The following is a 19,249-nucleotide window of genomic DNA, read 5'->3' as shown; positions in this document are numbered from 1 at the left end:
TGCTTGTTTTGTACCCTTCCAGATCAGTCTTAAAATGTGCCCAAAAGGCTTCACTAAAGGGGTTCGATAATGAGATGTGATTAGGAAATGCACAATAGTATATCAGGTAACCATTGTATTTAATACAAGGTATTTGATAACTGATAGTTTCCTCTGCATCTGGTACTACTTCATGAATAGTTTTCCTGATCTTTTGCATTCTTTCGAGCGCTTCGCCACTAAATGCGAGATGGTACTCATCAATCGACTGATAATTTGTTTTAGCCATTGTTCTGAATTTTATTATTATAGATGTAAGAAACCGCGAGGATGCCCAGTACTATTAGTGGCAGTAGCATAAACGCGATATTTTGATCTACACAGGCATGACTGATGAAAGCATAGATTAAACTAAAGGCAAGCCCAGCATATGCCCATTCCTTTAACTTCCCCTGGATTTTAGGCAAAGAGATTGCTATAATTCCAAGTACCTTGCAATATATAAGCGTATAAGCAAAGTAATCGGGATAGCCTAAAGGTTTTGTACCTGCATTTACATATTCCGGTGCAAATAGCACTGTACCCAGTGGCATTACACCTTCCCAAAGTATGAGGATTGATGTAGCCACCCAAAAGATTATTTTATTCTTTTTCATTTTGTTTAATTTTATTATTACTAATTATTTGCTCTCTACGTATTTCACAAAATTGTTTAAAATAGCCTGCCAACCTTGTTTCTGAAATTCAGGGTCGTTCTCAGTTTCCGGATCAAAAGTTGTTGCAAGTGTGGTTTTACCGTTTTTCTCTGTAAATAATGTTGTCGCAGTTCTGCCGTCAGCCATGGTATAAGCTATTTCTTTATACAATTCAACCTTGTCATAAGTGCCTTCAAAATCAAAACCGAAACTGCCATCTTTAGCTTCCATTCTATTTTTAAACTTTCCGTTTATGCGGAGATCGTTTTCGCTGCTTGGCGTATGCCAGCTTGGGTCAGGGGTGTTCCATTGGATAATGTCGGCTGGTGTATTCCAAGCCTTCCATACTTTTTCTACGGGAGCATTCACTGTTGCTTCTACCGTAATTTTTGTTTGTTCTGCCATCATTTTTATTTTTAGTAATTGATTACATTACAAAGATGCTACAGACTCCGAAACCTGGTCTATTGTAAAAACGACAAATTAGAGGTGAATTACGACAAAAGTATATACCTTTAGTTAAGTCAAAATTATATGCAAGTTTCAGTTTTCGTTCCACAGTATGGAGTAATAGAAGCTATTACCCCAGCATTCAGGACCTTTAACACGGCCAATGAATTTTTAACGACATTTGGTAAAAAGCCCATTTTCAAAGTAGAGTATGTAGGCTTAAATGAATATGTGCCTGCCAACAACGGCGAATACACCGTAAAAACAGACAGGCTGCTCAAAGATGTTGCCCATACCGACCTGCTCATTATACCACCCACTTTTGGAGACACTAACGCAGGCATCCAAGCTAATGCGGAAGCAATACCGTACTTCAAAAAGCTTCATCAAAGCGGCTCCAGCCTTGCAAGTTTATGTATAGGTGCTTTTTTGCTTGCAGAAACAGGCTTGCTAGATGGAAAAAAATGCTCTACCCATTGGGCACATATAAGCGAGTTTAGAGAGAAATATCCACAAGTAGAAGTAGAAGATGGTGCGATCATTACCGAACACAATAACATCTATAGTAGCGGTGGCGCAAGTAGTTTGTGGAATTTGATCTTGTACCTGGTAGAAAAGTTTTCGGACAGAGAAACGGCTGTGATGATCTCCAAATATTTTGCTTTAGATATAGGTAGAGACAGCCAGTCGCAGTTTGCCATTTTCAAAGGACAGAAAAACCATGGTGATGCAGACATTCAAAAGGTACAGAGTTATATTGAGATAAATTATGAAGACAAAATAAGTATTGAAGATTTGGTGAACCTTACAAATGTTGGACGAAGAACTTTTGAACGAAGGTTTAAGGATGCAACAACTAACACACCAATGGAGTACATACAACGGGTAAGAATAGAAGCTGCCAAGAAGTTTTTTGAAGCTTCAAGAAAGAATGTGACAGAAGTAATGTATGGTGTAGGTTATACCGATACCAAAGCATTCAGGGATATTTTCAGGAAGATAACAGGCCTCACTCCAATAGAGTACAGAAATAAGTTTGCAAAGGTTGCGAATGAGGTATAATTACCTTTTTAGTAAAGTTGAACTAATACCTTACTTCCCAGACATGTGTACCAGATTTAACATCTCTGACTACCCAAAACTTGCCGTCTGATATTGCTTTTAATGATCTTCCGTCTTTGATTATCTTGTCATTTTCTGTTTCTTTTGGCAAATAAACTACTCCTGTGGTATTGGGTGGAATAAGGGTTTTTAATTGAAACTGTGCTGTGGTTTTAGTAAAAGCAACATTGATTTTTCCATGTAAGGTGGATAACTGGAGCTCGGCGGAGTGAAGTGTGCCGGGCTGGGGTTTTATTTGTATGGTTCCGAAAGCAGGCGTTAACGGTTCGACTCCCATAAGTTTCCTGACAATAATATTAGCAGGAGCAGCACCCCAGGCATGATTCCAGTCCTGATTGTTTTTGTAATCCGTGTCCCAGGCTTCTGTTGTCATGGTTGAACCAGAACGGAGCATATTATGCCAGCTACGTTTGTCGGTTGAGGTTAACAACTGTAACCCGTATTCTGCTTCATTTGCATTATAAAGTGCATCCAACAGAAACTGTGTTCCATAAACGCTGCAGGCCATTCCTCTTGAGCGGATGTGGGCTATTACTTTTGCCTTGTTCTCAATTGGTACCAGGTTAAAAGCAAGGGCAAGCATATTAGCATGTAAGGAGCTGTGCATGGTATCCTCACCATCTTTTATCGTTCCTGTGTCCGGGTTTATAAAATTATGTTGAAAGGCCTGTTTTACTTTGTTGGCTTGCTGCCTGTAAAATGTAGCATCTGCTTTTTCTCCTAATGCCAGGGCCAGATCCCTCATGCAAATCAATGCTTGATAATGAAAGGCATTTACTACGGCATTATAGTCTGTAAAAACAAAACCATCCGTTTCGCCAGGATAGGAGGGTGGCAATCCAAAACCTCCTTTTTGCGGCCAATCTACAATGTCTTTAAGTACCTTTTCGCCATTAAAGGTAGAAAAATGGATGGATTTGGTAAAGCTACTATCTTGCTTGCCAGTTCTTGTACTGATTAGGCCATCAGGCCTGGCAAGGGCAAGCAACAGTTTTGGTTTTAATTGAGGGTAAAGAAGCTTTACGGTCCTGATGTCGCCAGAATACAGGTAGTCATTCCAGGCAATCAGCAGGTTTTGTAATGACCATTCAGTTGGCCAGGTAGCATGATAAATCAGATAATCCAAAGATCTTTTAGCCATGTTAAATTCAGCATCGGAAGCATAGTGCGACAGCTGATTAATTAACGCATCAGCTTCGTAGGGAATCCGCTCACGGTCGCCATCAACGTACAAGCCTGTAAATGAGGTGGCTTTAATGGTGTGCTTAGAAAGATCCCATATTTGGTTTAAAAGGGTGTCGGAACTTTTAAATGATGAGGCTTGATCATTAAAAGGATAGTTTACAACATAACGTTGTACCTCAATTATTGCTTTATCATTCTTTTCAAGTTCCACATATCGGAAGGGAAGCACCTCCCCGATGTAATCTGGCATTAGTATGGCCTTAGATCCGGTGTTACGTTCGTCGGCTAAAAATTTAAGATCATAATTATGTTCTCCCTTTTGCAAGGCTAGCTTTAATAAACGGTAGCGGATGGTACCTCTGGGCTTTCTTTCGACGCGACCTGTGGCATCTATTGCTTCACCCACGTGGATTTGCAAGGTATCTCCATCAGCTGCTGATTTGATGCGCATTTTTAATTGAGCAAAGGCATCATTCCCAAAATCATATAAAGTGTTAAGATTGTTTAATTGCTTACTTAGAACCGGTTTTTCCAATGATTTTACAAGGGGTTGATGAGCAGTCTGATAGGGCTTTATTATACTGTCGGTAATAAAGGAGATGGGTTTTGAGTAATCACTTGGGGTTTGTTTATTATTCCAGACCTTTACTTTCCAGTAATAAACAGTATTTGGTTTAAGCTTCTGACCACGGTAAATGATTCCCGTCTGTTGGTTTTGAATAACTTTTTGTGAGTCCCAAAAATCTCCTTTATTCGCTTTAAGATTGTCTGGAGACGATGCCACAAGAATCCTATATGCGGTTTGGGAACTGCCATCTGAATTATCATTTACTACCCAGGAGAAATATGGGTTTTGATTGGCTATAAGTGCCACTTGATAGGTGGAGTCGGATTGCTTTGCTTCCTGAAGTGATAGCGCTGCCGGCACTCCGTTTTTCCATACTTTATCAGCATTCAGAAGCAAATCGACCCTCAAATCTGAAGGAGGATTAAGCGATTGTGCATTTGTTTTTAAGGAGGAGATTAATAAAACTATAGCGAGGAACAGATTGCTTAAAGGGTGCATATGGTTTACTTGGTTTTAACAATAATAAATAATTAATTTACAAAATGACCCATACTTTAGATAATCCCATCTACAATGCTTTAAATTCGGCTCATAGTGCTTTTTCGAGCGGTACAGATCAGGTAAAATATTACCTGGAAGATATTGCTTCATTTGCAGGTCTGAAGGATAATTCTAAGCTTGATTTTGAAGCGCTTTATGAAAACAGTGCCTTGGAAAGCCTGTTTATTGTTTTTACACCCGCTGCTGTCGATATTCCTGATCAGTGGAAAGTTATTGCACAAATTGATATGTTTCAGATGATCTATGAATCTAAAGAGATTCCGACAGGAACCGACATTGATTTTGTAGATTTGGATAAATCACACGTTAATCAGATGACGGCTCTTGTGGAGTTGACCCAACCAGGGCCATTTAGAGCAAGAACAATTGAGTTTGGAAATTATACAGGTGTATTTAGTGGTGATAATTTGATTGCCATGGCAGGGCACCGGCTCAATCCTACACCATATACTGAGATTAGTGCAGTGTGCACTCACCCGGATCATCTTGGTAAAGGTTATGCCTATCAGCTGCTTCGCGAGCAGATCAAAAGGATATTGAAGAAGTCGGAGATTCCTTTTTTACACGTTAGAAATGATAACTATGGTGCTATTATGCTGTACAAGAAGCTAGGGTTTGATATAAGGGCTGATATGTTTGCCTATGTTATAAAGAAGACAACAAATAAGAGCCTTTCTGACGATTAGAAAAACTCTTATTTGTTGCTTCAGTGTGTAACTATTTTTTAATGTATTTTAATAGTCTTTTGAATATCTCGGTGTTAGCATATACGCCTCTGAAATCATCTGAATGAGGGCCATAAGCAAACACCGGGACTGGAACAGCTGTATGGTCATTTGTAGAGAATTCGCCCAATACATAGCCTGATTGGATGTCGCCATCGAGAAGTGTTAAGCCTCCGGTTTCATGATCAGCAGTAACCACAATAAGTGTTTCGCCATTACTGTCTGCAAATTCAAGTGCTTTGCCAATTACTTTGTCAAAATCAAGGTTTTCGGTGATCACTTGCGAGACATTGTTTCTATGGCCACCGTAGTCTATTTGAGCGCCCTCAAGCATCATGAAAAGACCTTTTGGATCTTTGGCTAACTGTTGAGTAGCTTTTAAGAAGGCTTCGGTTAAGAATTCTCCGCGGCCCTCAATTTTTGGTCTTGTTTCATTATCGGGAACAAGTCCAACCAACTTGTCTGCATTGCTTTTTTTGAAATCTTCAAAAGTATAGGTCACGGTATAACCTTTCTTTTCTAATAATTCAACAGCCGTTGTACCGTTTAAGGTTTTCTTAAAATTGGAGATGCCAGAGCCAAGGAACATATTGATCCCCGAAGCATGCATATCTTGTGCTATTTGAGGCTCCATTGAACGGTCGGGCTGATGCGCATAGAATGCTGCAGGAGTTGCATCGGCAAGATCACCCACAGAAATAACTGCTGTTTTTTTACCTTCTTCTGCGGCGTACACAGCTAATGATTTTAATGGCTTTTCTGTTGAATCTACTCCAATTGCACGGTTATTTGTTTTTTGTCCGCCCGCCATTGCAGTTCCACCTGCGGCTGAATCGGTGATGTAAGTATCTGCGGCATTTGTAACAGAAACACCAATGTTGCGCATCTTAAATAAATTGAGCTGACCTTGATTTGCTGTAAATGCAGAGTATATTTGGGTAAGCCCCATTCCGTCACCAATTAAAAGGATGACATTTTTTATTTTTCCATTCTTGCCATCAGATTGATAGGTTGGCTGGTAGGTTTTGTGGATTTCCTTATTGATATAAATGTTTTTGGCCAGGTCTTTTATGAAATTTCCAAGTGATTCGACAGCATCAGTGCCTATTAAATCTACATGAAGATTCATTAATGCCAGCCAAGAGCTTTTTGTATCCGGAGTAGCCCAAAACCGGATTTTTTTTCCTTCAGCATGAACACTATCTATAAGGCCTTTTACCCTTGTGTAGTCGGCATGCTCTAGTCTTCCTTTCCCATTCCATTTACTATATGCAGTGAATGGAAAGCTTACTAATTCTACGTGTTTTGATTCTTCAGGCGTATGTTGTAATGGCCATTCTCCATCAAAATAGATATAATCAGGATAGTTTTTGTAGTCGTTTGGTTTTGGTCTGGAACCACTTATTGTAATGGTTAACTGGCCAGGATGGGTGCTGGTTTTAAGGAGGTCTTTATGAGGTTCCAGTTGCTTGATTAATATAGCTAAAGCGCTTGGATAATTTTCTTTAATGTCGATCAGTAAATGAAGCTTGCGTTTCGGATCTTTCTGTAGGGCTGCTATAGCTGGTTTAATATAGGTGCTATATAGTGTAACTGAGGGATTAACATGCTCTTTACTATGTGCAACGAGCAATTCATTGTTTATCGGAAAAATATCGGCCTCAATAGAGCCAAATCCTTTTTGAAAAGCTCTTTGAAAAGGAATGTCATTTTCATAGTCGTTATGAGAATGAGCGTTTAATAAAGAGTATGAGGGCTCTTTGTCAGATGCCTCCTGAGCCTGAGAATAATTAGCACTAGCGATTAATAAAAGCGCAAAAAGGCCCGCTTTAATAATTTTTTTGATCGGTTTTTCTGTTTTCATTCTAATCTGTTCTTGTTTGCAATATGGTTGGTATTGCATTTATGTACGTTTAGCATTGATGTGATCTATTTGTTGGCTCTACTTGCAGATCAGTAATGTAAATCTAACAAATGGTTTGGTTAGGTAGCTGATGATTTTAACAAAAGCAAAAGGGTGCACGATATTATCGTGCACCCTTTTCAGTATTACCTTGTTTACCAGCCTGGGGTTTGTTTGTAAGCACCGTTACTTCTGGTGATTTCATCCGGACTTATTGGCCACGCCATTTTTGAAGCATTAAAGTTGCGTGCGGGCCATACTTCCTTTACTACGAATGGAGAGTTTGGATTAGTTTTATCTGAATGATTACGACCATGAAGGGGAGCATTAATTTTAGCGAAATCTCCCCATCTCTTTAGATCCTGTAATCTATCAGTCCACTCACAAGCCAATTCAACACGACGTTCGTGTTTCAAATCATCTAAAGTGGGTGTGTTTATTGAGGGTAGGCCAACTCTTGTTCTAAGTTCATTTAGAGGAGCCGCGGCCTCTCCATTTTTACCTTGTTCTATTAATGCCTCAGCTTTAAACAAAAGTATTTCAGCATAACGTATTAAAGATAAGTTAAGCATGGTGGTTGGATAATCACCACTAGGGTTAATCTTATCATTTGAAGATGCATCCCCATCAGACCCATAACCAAAAGGCTCCATGTATTTATTGATTTGGAAGCCAGAAAGACTATTGGTAGAAAAATATGATCTTTCCTGCCCAAAGAATTTGAACTTATCTCCAAATTTCAAAATAGTAACTTCACGTCTAGGGTCATTTGCTTCATATTCGTTGTACAGCTCAAGTGTTGGTTGGAAGTATCCCCAGCCATTATAGATTCCCCAGCCCTTATTTTCAAGACTTACACCTGGGAATTCTGACCCTCCATCTACTCCAGAAGTAACCGACCATATATATTCAGAACTCCAGTTATTGGCAATTGTAAACACGCTTTGGTAGTTCTCTTTGCCGTTTGCCTTTCCGGTAATTAAAGCACGGTGCCCTTCATTCTTTATTTTATCGCAAAGGGGTGGAACTAATTGCCATTTAGCTTTATCGAATTGTGCCCAATATGCATAGGCTTTTACCATATATGCCCAAGCAGCTGCTTTATGTGCTCTTCCACGGTCTCCGGCACCATAACTTTCAAACAATGGTAATAAATCTGCTGCCTTTTCCAGATCAGATATAATCTGCGCATAGTTGTCGGTTACTGATTTTAGCTGAGGTGGTATTCTTTTGCCATATTCAGGATTTTCTACAGCATCAAATGGAACGCCCTGATCTTTGTGCCCCCAGATGTAGGCGATCCAAAAATGTGCGAATCCCCGAACAAAATATGCTTCTCCTAAAGACCTATTACGAATGGCTTCGCTTGCCTGGCTTGCTTTTGGGATTTCTTTAATTGCATCATTTGCTTTACTCAACATCCAATATAAGTCATTCCAGCCGCCTGTTAAATAACCTTCTCGACCACTAGGGATAAAGTTTTTGATGTTTTCTCCATCAGCTTTTGTTCTTCCTACAATAAGATCATCACTTGCATTTTGTACCCAGAACAAGTCTCTTCCCCAGGTTGATTCATAGCGCATTGGAACATATAAAGCTGCTACACCTTTTACCAACTCAGCATCTGTACGCCAAAAAAATGCGGTTGATGGCTCTCCTGTGGGTTTATTGTCAACCCAACTTTTTTTACAGGCACCTAATGATAACAACAGTAAGGCTGTAAGTATATATTTAAAATTCTTTTTCATGATTGAATTGCTTTGATCAGAGTTTAAGTTTTAGTCCAAATGTATATATGCGAGATAGGGGAAATTGCCCTCCATCTAACCCTATGCCACCAACCTCAGGATCCATTCCTGTGTATTTTGTGAAGGTAACAAGGTTGTCTGCGCCTACGAATATTCTTAAGCTTGATTTAAACGGCATGTTTTTAAAGGTATATCCCAAAATAACACTCTTGATACGTAGGTAATCTCCGTCTTCAAGGTACCAATCTGATGCAGTTTGGAAGTTTTGGTTTTTATCACTTGCAGAGATTCTTGGAATGTTTGAACCCGTATTTTCAGGTGACCATGCATCAAGAATTTTATCCCATCTGTTGTAACCTTGCTCTGATCCATTAAGCGTAGATTGTTTAAATGCATGGAAAAGTTTTACACCGCTAACACCTTGTAAGAACATACTGAAGTCGAAGTTTTTCCAAGCTAAATTGGTTGTAAAGCCATAGGTTAGTTTTGGAGCTGCACTTCCCATATATGAACGGTCGGCATCATCAATTTTTCCATCATTATTTAAGTCTCTGAATTTAAAATCGCCCGCTTTTGCATCAGGTTGAATTTTCTTTCCATCCTTTACATATGCATTTGCTTCTGCATCTGATTGAAATATCCCCTCATTTTTTATCAGCCAATATGAATAGTATGGTTGTCCAACTATTGAACGAAATGGTCTTAATACCGTTCTCCAATTATCAGTATGCAGCCAGAAAGATTGGGGATTTTCATCAATGTATTCAACTCTGTTTTTTAGAGTGGCAATGTTTGCACCAAAATCATAACTCAATGCTCCGGCATTATCTTTCCATGTTGCTGCTAACTCATAGCCTGTATTCCTTATTTTACCCTGATTAATTAAAGGCGCCCCCAAACCGAATGTATTGGTCCATTCAGTATCCTTTTCTTTAATCAGGTCATATGTTAATTTGTTAAAATAATCCCCTGTTATTGATAATCTCTGGTTCAGAAAGCTAAAATCAAAACCAATGTCTTTCTGCTCAGAGGTTTCCCAGGTTAATTGAGGATTAAACAGACTTCCTAAAGAAAGAGAGTTGCTTCTTGGGGCTCCATCCCCGATCTGATTTGTGTAGTTAGCACTTAGTCGAGGATAGCCATATCCAAGATCCTCTATTGAGGCCATATTGCCAATTCTTCCCCAGCTGGCACGGAATTTTATTAAATCAACTCCATCAATATGAAAGAAGGGCTCTGAACTTAATTTCCAGGCAGCAGTCACTCCTGGAAGTCCTTTACCGCGATAATCTTTAGCTATACGACCGGCCATATCGTAACGATAGCTTCCTGTTACAAAATAACGGTCTGCCCAGCTGTAGGAAAGTCTCCCTACATAAGATGCATTTCTATCATATTCGTATTTGTCCTCAGGTTTGTTCTGATCAAATATAGTCGCGTTGATAAAATATTGAGCCCACTCTTCTTCAGTCTCGAACCCTTTGCCTATTACTTTTAGTCTGCGGACTCCCTGATCTTGTGCAGTCATCGAAGCCATCGCGCCAATACTGTGTCGGTTAAAGGTTCTGCTATAGTTAGCAGTGTTTTCCCATATCCAATGGAAGTTGTTGTTGGTTTCGTAAGTTAGCGTATTTTGCGAGTTTGGTTTTCCTGGCTCTGTTCTTTTTGGTTCAAAATTTTTCCATAAAGAATTGGTTTTGCGATAAGAGAAGCGAGATAGAACACTTAAGCCAGGTATAATGTCTGATACAGATAATTCCGTAACTGACTGTAAGTCGTTGGTTTTATTGTAAGGCTTGTTTCTAAGTAATGTTGCAACTGGGTTAATTACATCGCCGTGAATACCTAAATAATTAGAATCTCTTGGACCAACGCCTCCGAATGACCCATCTGGATAATATGGCGTTGCAGAACTTGGCATATAAATGGCAGAAAGAATAGTTCCTGAATAGCCGCTTTCTGTTTCCGTTCCCCTGTTGTCATTGTTATTCCAAAATACTTCTTGTCGCAGCTTGATGTTTTTGGTGAATTGATAGTTAGAGTTAAAACGAAGGGAGAGATTTTGATTATAAGTGTTTAGCAAAGTTCCTTCTTCTCTTTCATAACGTCCTTGGATCAGGTTGGAGAATTTTTCAGTACCAGCATTAATACTAACATTATGTCGTTGGATTAATCCAGTCCTGAAAATTTCATTCATCCAATCAGTTCGGGTTACTTGCGCATATGGATTTTTCGTTATATCCCAACCTTCTGAAGGATTAGATCCGGAATTTGTTAAAGCAAGGTTAGCTACTTTTGCCTCGTTTTCGGCAGTTAAGGCATGAGGTAGGCGCCATGCATTTTTTAGTCCCGTAAAGCCACTATATTCTACACTTGGACTTCCTTGTTTAGCTTGACGAGTTGTAATTAGGATTACCCCGGCAGAGCCAGAAAATGCACCATAAATTGCAGCAGACGCAGCATCTTTCAAAATTGTTATTGATTCAACATCAGCTGGATTGTATGGCGCGTTTGGAACACCATCTACTACGTACAATACATTCTCATTTTTTCTGGAACCGACACCCCTAATTGTTATTTTTGGTGACTTGTTAGGGTGGCCTCCGTCGTTAATTGCCGTTACTCCGGGAACTTTACCCTGAATCATCGAAGCAACGTTTAATACAGGCCGATCTTTAATCTTATCCATATCAGGAACTGTTGCAACAGCAGCGGAAAGATCTTGTTTTCTGGAAGTTCCATAACCAATTACCACAATCTCATTTAAAGATTGTCTGTCAGTTTTAAGAATTACATTTAAACTAGCTGAATTTCCTACTGCGATCTCTTGTGCTACATAGCCCATGTAGCTGAAGACAAGTATTGACTGATCATTGTCGACAGCAATGCTATACTTTCCTTCTAAAGTTGTCGCAGTTCTTTTATTTGTTCCTTTTAACTGAACGGTTACACCAGGTAAAGGGCCCACAATATCATCTGCGGTTACTGTACCAGTTACAATACGCTCAATAGGCGGTGTGGCTGGTTTAGGTGGTGCGGGCTTTTCATCAATGATAAGGTTATTGCCAATTTGTATGCAGCGGAGATTGGTTTCATCTAGAATCAGCTTTAAAGCTGTCTCCATTGAGATCTGGCGTGCACTAATGCTGGTTTTTTTTTCATTTCTTTTAATTAGCGCCTCTCCAAAGGAGAACTTTATGCCAGTTTGTTTCTGAAGGGTTTGAAAACATTCTTTTAAACCTGCATTTTTAAGTTTTAGGTTTAACTGTATCTTGTTCAAATCCTGACTATTAGCGCTGTTTGCAAACAACATTCCTGTTAGGGTAAGTTGTACAATTAGTGTGATTGCAGATATCTTCATAATAAATCTGATACATGGGTGGAGGTACAATCCTTTTTGCATATTTTTGTTTGTTTAGTAGGTTTTTTCCCAAAGAAAATGGGGTAATAAATCTGTTAGCCTTCTGAGGTTTTACTCAGATGCGAATCCTTTAAGTCTTGAGGCCTCGTAAACCAATGACTAAATGGATTTCTAGTGAATTCGCCCTGTTTAACAGGGCGTTTTTTTTGGTAGCTTTTTCTGTTTACATAGTTTGATTTTTAATTAGTTAGAAATTATAATCTGATCGCCTTGCAGCTTATATTTAAAACTTGCCGCTTTACCCATAATGTCCATAATTTTAGTTATAGATTCGTTTAAAGAGCAGGTGGTATTTATACGATAATTAGACAGCGCATCTGAGGAGATATGGATCTTTACATTGTAGCAACGTTCTAGTACCGCGACAACATCTGCTAAACGTTGATTGTTGAATGTAAGATTTCCATCTTTCCATTGTTCAAGTTCCTGAGTCGAGATTTTAGCTAAGGTTGCTTTTTTTGTTTTTTCGTCCCAATTTACAAGGTTGCCCGGGGTAAGAACGGCAACTGAGGTTAATTGTTTTTTGGTAGGGTCGGCCTGTCTATCCACGCTAACTTTTCCTGTTGCCACGCTTACTTCAACCGGATTTCCCCTGAATGCTTCTATTTTGAAAGATGTGCCAAGAACCTTAGTTTGAATATTATTGGTATGAATTATAAACGGTCTGGCCGGATCTCTTTTTACTTTAAAAAATGCCTCGCCTATTAGTTCGATTTCTCTGACATTAGAGAATGTTTTAGGGTAGCATATTTTACTATTTGAGCCAAGATAGATTACTGTTCCATCTGATAGGGATACTATTGAACGCTGACCTTTTGGATTATAAGATTCTATAATAGCAACCTTAGCACTTATTTCTTTTTTATTTTTTGAAAGTTGGTAAAGGCCAAACATAAGCGGAAGAACTAGGATTGCTGCATATTTAATCCATGTTGTTGGCCAGAGTTTGCTTGTTTCAGGAATATTTTCATTATTGTTTTGAACCTTTTGCATCAATTGCTGGCGGTAGGTTGCCATTGCATGAATATTCAATTCAGGCTCTTCCATCTCCTGCCAGGCTTCATCAAGAACTTCACGAAATAGCTCTTCCGATTCCGGTTGTTTCAGGAATTGCTTTACTTGCTCCAGTTCTTGATCTGTGCAGGTATTATTTAAATACTTTTTAAGTAATAATTTGTTCAATTTGGTTTGCTATTTGGGCCTTCATCAGTGAATACGTAAAAAAGGAAAAATACCCTGAATGTAAAATAGATATTTTTTATAATTAACTGATTTTCAGCTATAAAAAATGAATAGTGATGATTGTAAGGATAAGGTTTACATGACTTCTCATTTTTTTTCTGAGAAAAAGAAGGGCCGCAGAAACGTGACTTTCTACTGTTTTTACAGATAGGTTTAAGTTGGTGGCAATTTGGCGGTAGCTAAGGTTCTCGTGTCTGCTCATTTCAAAAACAAGCTTTCTTTGAGGACTTAACTGATTAAGATGGTCAAGATAGATTTTTTGAAGTTCATTATAAGAAACCGCTTCATTAGTTGTATCCTGAGTGAAAGAATCTTCTATTAACTTACAAATTGGGGTTGTGGAGAGCTCCTTTTTCCGGAAGTAGTCAATCATAGAATTTTTGAGTGCTTTAAAGAGGTAAGGGCCCAAAGAACCCTCCTCCTGGAAGCTGTCTTTTTTCTCCCAAACCTTTAACATCAGATCCATTATGAGTTCTTCCGTTATAGATTGTTGGCGAATGTATTTTAGGGCAAAAAGATTTAACTTGTTAAAATATCGTTCAAATAGCAAGTCAAATGCACGGGTATTTCCTTCCCGGCATCTTTGTAACAATTCATGATCTGGTAAACTTCTATTCGCCATTACGCAACAAAATTAGCTACTTACTTGATTTGCTTTTATTATATTTTAGTTAATTCCGGTTAACATTTATTTAACATGGCCTTTTCCTAAGGAAGTTCTTTTATTCAGGTATTTGCATTAGCTCAGAAATCCCTATCATTCTGTTGCTAAACGTTTTTTTGGTGTTTATAAATGGTTTTGTTAAGGTACATATTTGTCTGATTTTCCCGAACTTTTTTAAAGGAATTTTTAATTATGTGAAATTTCGAGATTGCCCATTTTTTAACCTGATTAATAAAAATGGTGTGGTATGATAAAAATAGGTACTTAGGGGGTGTAAATGCGTCAATATTAGGGGGTTGATTATGACAAAACATATCATTAATTTTAGAATATGAAACATATATCTATCCTGGTTCCCAAGGGGGCTATTTTGGGGAGCCTTGAAGGATCCCGTCAATTGTTTAGTCAGGTGAATGAGTTTTTTAAAGCGAAAGGCCAGCCACCTTTATTTAAAGTGCAATTAGTAGGTTTAACTAAGGAGACACCTGTTAGCGGAGGATTGTTTACTGTGAATACAGATCTTTTGATTGGGGATATAGAAAAAACAGACCTTATCATAATACCTGCTATTGATGGGGAAATAAGCGGAGCTATAGAAAAGAATAAAGATTTCATCCCTTGGATCGTAAAACAGTATAAAGAGGGAGCAGAAATTGCAAGTTTATGCCTTGGTGCATTTTTATTGGCCTCTACTGGTTTATTGAAAGGAAAGAAGTGTGCTACTCACTGGTTGGCCGAGAATGATTTTAGGAGAATGTTCCCTGATGTCAGCCTTGTTACTGAGAAAATCATTACAGACGAGCATGGAATTTATTCAAGTGGTGGGGCTTTTTCTTACCTTAATCTTATCCTGTACCTGATTGAGAAATATGCAGGTCGTGAGATTGCCGTTCTTTCTGCTAAAGTTTTTGCTATAGAGCTTGATCGTGAAAGCCAGCTGTCGTTTACGATATTTCAAGGACAAAAAGAGCACGAAGATGAATCGGTTAAGAAGATCCAGGAATTTATAGAGAATAATTTTCAGGAGAAAATAACTATTGATCAATTGGCTTCGATGCAGGCAATTGGCAGAAGAAATCTGGAGCGGAGATTTAAAAAAGCAACTTCTAATACCATTGTAGAATATATCCAAAGGGTAAAAATGGAAGCTGCTAAAATTAGTTTAGAATCTTCGCGTGAAAATATTAACGAGGTGATGTATAAAGTAGGGTATACCGACAACAAGGCTTTCCGTACAACTTTTAAAAGAATTACGGGTTTGTCGCCAATTCAGTATCGTAGTAAATACAACAGAGAAATGGCTGTGTAAACTGAAAATTAATGTTTTTACGGATATTGGCCATTTTCATTGGATTTTTTTGAGTGGATGTTTGGGAGTTTTGCCGGTGAATTCTCCCATGCGTCCTTGTAGTATAGTATATCTGTAATAGCTATATCTGATGAATTTTTGAGTTTTATAATATGGTTATTGTCTTTTGCCCGGACTACTTTTACAGATGATATTTTCGCGTCCAAAACATCATCCAGAAAAATGGCGTACCTGCTATCTCTGGTTTCGTAGTTAAAAGTACTCTTGGTTACTTCTAGACCTTTTACATGGCGAGCCCAGAGGCCATATGACGGCTGTACATTAAGGTTTGCAACATTGTATTGCCCTACGCCAAGCTCAGGTGCAAGGTTTGAGGTGTCGGATGCTAAATTACCTCCTTTAACTAATATATGAACATCATTGAATTGAATGTTGGTAATGTAGCCTGTATGCTGACCATTCGGAAGTTTAAAATTGAGCCCCCCTTTAACTGAATCTGTATCCGGAAGTTTATATCCCGCAATAATTGGAGTTGCTTTTTTTTGGGAGCCATCGTATGCTTTCCAACGGCCATTTTTTCCGCCATAAGAACTTCCACCATATACTTCTGATACGTCTATTCCATTAAGAATAATGTTCTCTACCTTTCCTATGTTTACATTTTTTACAAGTAATTCGTCGTGCTTAACACCATTTTCCGTAAATACGTATCTGCCAATTGTTGCCCCAAGAATACGTGCACGATTTGATATAGAAATAAAGAAAGGAGCCCTGGTTCTGTACATCTTTGACCTGGAATGTAGCTTGCCTGTATGCCCGCAATTTAAATGAATATCACTAATGTGCGCGCCATCATTAGTTGATATGGAAAAGCCCGCTTTGTTGGCCCCAAGAACATAAATGTTATCAACACAAATGTCTTTAATGTCATCAGCTGTTTCAGATCCTACCTGGAAAAGATTACAATTTGTGTCGCCAATGATATTACGAACTTTATAGTTTCTAGCCGGTCTGGTGAAGCCGAGTGAGCAATCTGAGCCTGGCTTTATGATGTCATCGGAACTCACTTTTGAATAGATATTGGTAGCCGTAACGTTATTGCAGCCCATAAAATCATAGATGTCTCGGGCATTAGATTGGCTGTCCTTTGCAAAATAGGTGTTATGTACATTGATATTGTCGGTGCCCGTAGCGAGTAGTACGAAATGACCGCCGCGATCAATTTTTAACATATTGTCGTGATCAAATATTTTTGATCCATTGTTTCCAATATAATATGGTTCGTCTTTCTCCGCATCATACCACAGATCTTCTTCTCGATGAATGCCTCCAATCTCAAGGTTTGTGCATAGTTTTAGGGTAAACATTTTGTCGGCTCTATTGTCTGGCGCGTTCTTCATTACGTTATCGCCATTTACAAGATGTCCATTTCCGGTAATTAAGCCATTACCAATAATTTTTACATTGTCTAGCCTTTCGCCAAAAAACATAGCATTTCTGAAATAATGATGTCCCACATCCTGTTTTGTCATGTAGTTTTCCGGATCTGCATATGGTCCAGGATCAGTAGGAGATAGGCCAGATCTATATTTTTTGTCACTAAACCAGGTAGATTCAGGAGCATCAGCTCCTTTTATGGCCTTAATGGTTGCATTTTTATCTATGTACAAATAAACGTTACTTTTTAAATGAACGGTGCGTACATTATAGGTTCCTTGAGAGAATAGAAGTGTGCCACCACCAATTTTATTTAGGTATGCTATGGCTTTATTGATCGATTCAGTGTTATCTTCTTTTCCATCAGCATTTACTCCGAAGTCTTTTATGTCCATTTTGCCCGAATAGAAGTAAGCCGAGTTGGAGGTATCTTTTTTGGCGCCTGTAGTAATTAATAATCGGAAAGTGTATAATTTATTAGGGACTAAATTTGATATCGTCGCAGTGGATTTTTTTTGATCTATACTTGCCGATGCCTTAATCCAGTTCTTTCCTTTGTCGAGGGACTGCATGACTTGAATATTCCTGGGTTTTTTATTGGATCCCCATTTAAAAGTAGCATTGGTATATGTTGAGGGTAATTCTTTATATCGAATGTCCTTTTTAAGCACTCTTTTGAAGTCAGAAATGGTTTTGGTTGCAGTTAGTATTACAATTTCGGAACCTATGCCCGGACTTTTAAGAATTTCAGGTTTAGACGTCGTATAGCTAGCTTTGAAAAGATATTTATCTGCTACAGGTAAGTTCACATTAGAAATGACAATTTTGAGGTCGGCTCCGTTTGCTGGCCTTAAATCGAGATGCTTAAAGTTAAGAATTTGTCCTTTTAGAGTTGATGTTATTGTAATGCTCCCAACCTTTGAGTAAGAGTAGTGATTGCCAGTGCGCCCTATGGACTGTTTGCTAAGGTCCTTTAATTTTACATCACCCCGCCCAATAACATTTACAGTGGTGTTTTCAAGGGTAGCATTAATGCCTTTAGGTAGGGAAATACTTACTGTAGCATCCGGACTTCTTTGCCCAGCTGTAAAATATAAAGTAAGATTTGTGCTTGTATTGGTGGTTATCTGCTGTTCATCTAGTTGCAGGTTTCCTCCAATGGCCATAGGCTGCAGTTTGATGATATACTTTTTTTCGGTTTGTTTATCACCGGACGTAACAACAAGTTTATCGCCGGTAATTAATGCTCCTTCAGTTTTTGAACTGCCATCCTTTGTCGTAATTCTATATGTTTGCAGAGATCCATCTTTAGATTTTATTTCCCGTGTCAGTTGGTTTACGGTTGTGCTGGTAGAAATTAATCCCTTATCCTCTGGTGTGTCAACTGTGAATAAATATGTGCTTCCGGTAATAACAACAACCGTATCGGCTTTAATAAGAGCTACATGAGTGGCGTCTTTAGCTATTGTAATTTCAATAGCTGTCCTTTTTAGAGCCTTTGCTTGTGAAAGTATTAATAGTAGCGGCACAAACGTGAATGCCAGTAATTTTTTCATATTTGGTTTGAATAGGAGAATTAAAATTCGATATTAATTGTTGAATTTTTTTGGCCAATTACTCAGCCAAACTGGCATGAATTATTTTGTTTTTTAGATCGGTTATATTGTCTTGGCTTAAATGGAATAATACTTGTAGTTAGTAAAATGTGAATACGAAGCGGAAATACCTACGTAGTACTGGCGTTATAATTAAAAAGTTAAGATGAATAGTTCCCCCAGAAAGAGTTTCATGAAATCGATAAAGGGTAAGGTTATAATAGCTTTACTCTTGGCGTGTTTTGCTCTTTTTATGGCGTGGGGAGTGAGTAGAGTAGCATTTAAGGAAATGCTAAATACTGTTGAGAATATCTCTGCTCCCAGTGAGCGATTAAGGATTGTGAATGTTATTTCGAGGAAGATTAGTAGTCTTGATCAATTGCAAAAGAAACAAGCCTTCAATGATCCGGGGAACTATAGAAAGCTGTTTAAAGAATCGCGACAGCTAAGATCTATTTTAGATAGTTTAGGGTTTTTATATGCTAATGATTCTATTCAATTGGATCGAATAGCTACTATAAAGAGGCTGTTGAGCGAGCGTGATAAACAGTTTATTAACTATTTAAAAGTCAGGGAGCGTTTGGTAAATAACAAGTCGTTTTCAGCGCAGGTTCAAAATATTAATGATATAGTTTCTAAAAGTGC

13 protein-coding genes and 1 pseudogene are annotated in these 19,249 nt (G+C 38.4%); 4 read left to right on the top strand and 10 right to left on the bottom strand.

What is annotated here, in order from left to right; translation table 11 throughout:
• The 3 genes from AC1DG9_RS11630 to AC1DG9_RS11620 all read right to left on the bottom strand — a co-directional run.
• The coding region (locus AC1DG9_RS11630; protein ID WP_477634659.1) for an iron chaperone at window positions 1-268 on the bottom strand (268 nt) is incomplete at its 3' end.
• Entirely contained in the window at window positions 261-635 is a 375-nt protein-coding gene (locus tag AC1DG9_RS11625) for a DoxX family protein (protein ID WP_172661905.1), read from the bottom strand. The genes AC1DG9_RS11630 and AC1DG9_RS11625, both read right to left, overlap by 8 nt.
• A 24-nt stretch (window positions 636-659) precedes the next feature.
• The gene (locus AC1DG9_RS11620) at window positions 660-1,079 is read right to left on the bottom strand and encodes an SRPBCC family protein (RefSeq protein ID WP_288884153.1); all 420 of its coding nucleotides are present in this window, start codon (window positions 1,077-1,079) and stop codon (window positions 660-662) included.
• A gap of 129 nt (window positions 1,080-1,208) precedes the next feature.
• Here AC1DG9_RS11620 and AC1DG9_RS11615 point away from each other — a divergent pair, with 129 nt between their 5' ends.
• The gene (locus AC1DG9_RS11615; protein ID WP_172661903.1) at window positions 1,209-2,186 is read left to right on the top strand and encodes a GlxA family transcriptional regulator; all 978 of its coding nucleotides are present in this window, start codon (window positions 1,209-1,211) and stop codon (window positions 2,184-2,186) included.
• A 22-nt stretch (window positions 2,187-2,208) separates the two neighbouring features.
• On the opposite strand, the gene AC1DG9_RS11610 is transcribed toward AC1DG9_RS11615, so the two are convergent.
• On the bottom strand, window positions 2,209-4,497 hold the full coding sequence (locus tag AC1DG9_RS11610) for an alpha-L-rhamnosidase-related protein (protein ID WP_337717869.1): 2,289 nt from the start codon (window positions 4,495-4,497) through the stop codon (window positions 2,209-2,211).
• A gap of 44 nt (window positions 4,498-4,541) precedes the next feature.
• On the opposite strand from AC1DG9_RS11610, the gene AC1DG9_RS11605 reads away from it, so the two are divergent.
• Window positions 4,542-5,246: a GNAT family N-acetyltransferase gene (locus AC1DG9_RS11605; RefSeq protein ID WP_172661901.1), complete on the top strand. Its 705-nt coding sequence runs from the start codon at window positions 4,542-4,544 to the stop codon at window positions 5,244-5,246.
• Between the two features lie 31 nt (window positions 5,247-5,277).
• Here AC1DG9_RS11605 and AC1DG9_RS11600 read toward each other — a convergent pair whose 3' ends face one another.
• From AC1DG9_RS11600 to AC1DG9_RS11580, 5 genes are all read right to left on the bottom strand, one after another.
• Complete coding sequence (locus AC1DG9_RS11600) at window positions 5,278-7,149, bottom strand: alkaline phosphatase (protein WP_337717872.1); 1,872 nt, start codon at window positions 7,147-7,149, stop codon at window positions 5,278-5,280.
• 194 nt (window positions 7,150-7,343) lie between these two features.
• A complete protein-coding gene (locus AC1DG9_RS11595; protein ID WP_172661899.1) occupies window positions 7,344-8,936 on the bottom strand; it encodes a RagB/SusD family nutrient uptake outer membrane protein in 1,593 nt (530 codons plus the stop codon).
• Window positions 8,937-8,952: 16 nt separating this feature from the next.
• Window positions 8,953-12,297 carry a SusC/RagA family TonB-linked outer membrane protein gene (locus AC1DG9_RS11590; RefSeq protein ID WP_246269658.1) on the bottom strand — a complete coding sequence of 1,115 codons (3,345 nt, stop codon included), beginning with the start codon at window positions 12,295-12,297 and terminating at the stop codon, window positions 8,953-8,955.
• A gap of 243 nt (window positions 12,298-12,540) precedes the next feature.
• Window positions 12,541-13,539 carry a FecR family protein gene (locus tag AC1DG9_RS11585; protein ID WP_337717874.1) on the bottom strand — a complete coding sequence of 333 codons (999 nt, stop codon included), beginning with the start codon at window positions 13,537-13,539 and terminating at the stop codon, window positions 12,541-12,543.
• Window positions 13,540-13,636: 97 nt separating this feature from the next.
• Window positions 13,637-14,221 (bottom strand): RNA polymerase sigma-70 factor, encoded by a 585-nt coding sequence (locus AC1DG9_RS11580; RefSeq protein WP_172661897.1) that lies wholly within the window; start codon window positions 14,219-14,221, stop codon window positions 13,637-13,639.
• Between the two features lie 373 nt (window positions 14,222-14,594).
• On the opposite strand from AC1DG9_RS11580, the gene AC1DG9_RS11575 reads away from it, so the two are divergent.
• A complete protein-coding gene (locus AC1DG9_RS11575) occupies window positions 14,595-15,572 on the top strand; it encodes a GlxA family transcriptional regulator (RefSeq protein ID WP_172661896.1) in 978 nt (325 codons plus the stop codon).
• 17 nt (window positions 15,573-15,589) lie between these two features.
• On the opposite strand, the gene AC1DG9_RS11570 is transcribed toward AC1DG9_RS11575, so the two are convergent.
• A complete protein-coding gene (locus AC1DG9_RS11570) occupies window positions 15,590-18,565 on the bottom strand; it encodes a glycosyl hydrolase family 28-related protein (protein ID WP_337717876.1) in 2,976 nt (991 codons plus the stop codon).
• 232 nt (window positions 18,566-18,797) lie between these two features.
• Here AC1DG9_RS11570 and AC1DG9_RS11565 point away from each other — a divergent pair.
• Window positions 18,798-19,249, top strand: a pseudogene (locus AC1DG9_RS11565) (hybrid sensor histidine kinase/response regulator); the annotation flags it as partial.

The organism is Pedobacter sp. 05L430 (genome assembly GCF_056397585.1).
Note: the sequence above shows the minus strand (reverse complement) of the source record. Positions and strands in the feature narration are given on the sequence as shown.

Coding starts and splice junctions, on each gene's coding strand:
- AC1DG9_RS11625 (WP_172661905.1), bottom strand. CDS start 635: ATGAAAAAGAATAAAATAATCTTTTGGGTGGCTACATCAATCCTCATA.
- AC1DG9_RS11620 (WP_288884153.1), bottom strand. CDS start 1,079: ATGGCAGAACAAACAAAAATTACGGTAGAAGCAACAGTGAATGCTCCC.
- AC1DG9_RS11615 (WP_172661903.1), top strand. CDS start 1,209: ATGCAAGTTTCAGTTTTCGTTCCACAGTATGGAGTAATAGAAGCTATT.
- AC1DG9_RS11610 (WP_337717869.1), bottom strand. CDS start 4,497: ATGCACCCTTTAAGCAATCTGTTCCTCGCTATAGTTTTATTAATCTCC.
- AC1DG9_RS11605 (WP_172661901.1), top strand. CDS start 4,542: ATGACCCATACTTTAGATAATCCCATCTACAATGCTTTAAATTCGGCT.
- AC1DG9_RS11600 (WP_337717872.1), bottom strand. CDS start 7,149: ATGAAAACAGAAAAACCGATCAAAAAAATTATTAAAGCGGGCCTTTTT.
- AC1DG9_RS11595 (WP_172661899.1), bottom strand. CDS start 8,936: ATGAAAAAGAATTTTAAATATATACTTACAGCCTTACTGTTGTTATCA.
- AC1DG9_RS11590 (WP_246269658.1), bottom strand. CDS start 12,297: ATGAAGATATCTGCAATCACACTAATTGTACAACTTACCCTAACAGGA.
- AC1DG9_RS11580 (WP_172661897.1), bottom strand. CDS start 14,221: ATGGCGAATAGAAGTTTACCAGATCATGAATTGTTACAAAGATGCCGG.
- AC1DG9_RS11575 (WP_172661896.1), top strand. CDS start 14,595: ATGAAACATATATCTATCCTGGTTCCCAAGGGGGCTATTTTGGGGAGC.
- AC1DG9_RS11570 (WP_337717876.1), bottom strand. CDS start 18,565: ATGAAAAAATTACTGGCATTCACGTTTGTGCCGCTACTATTAATACTT.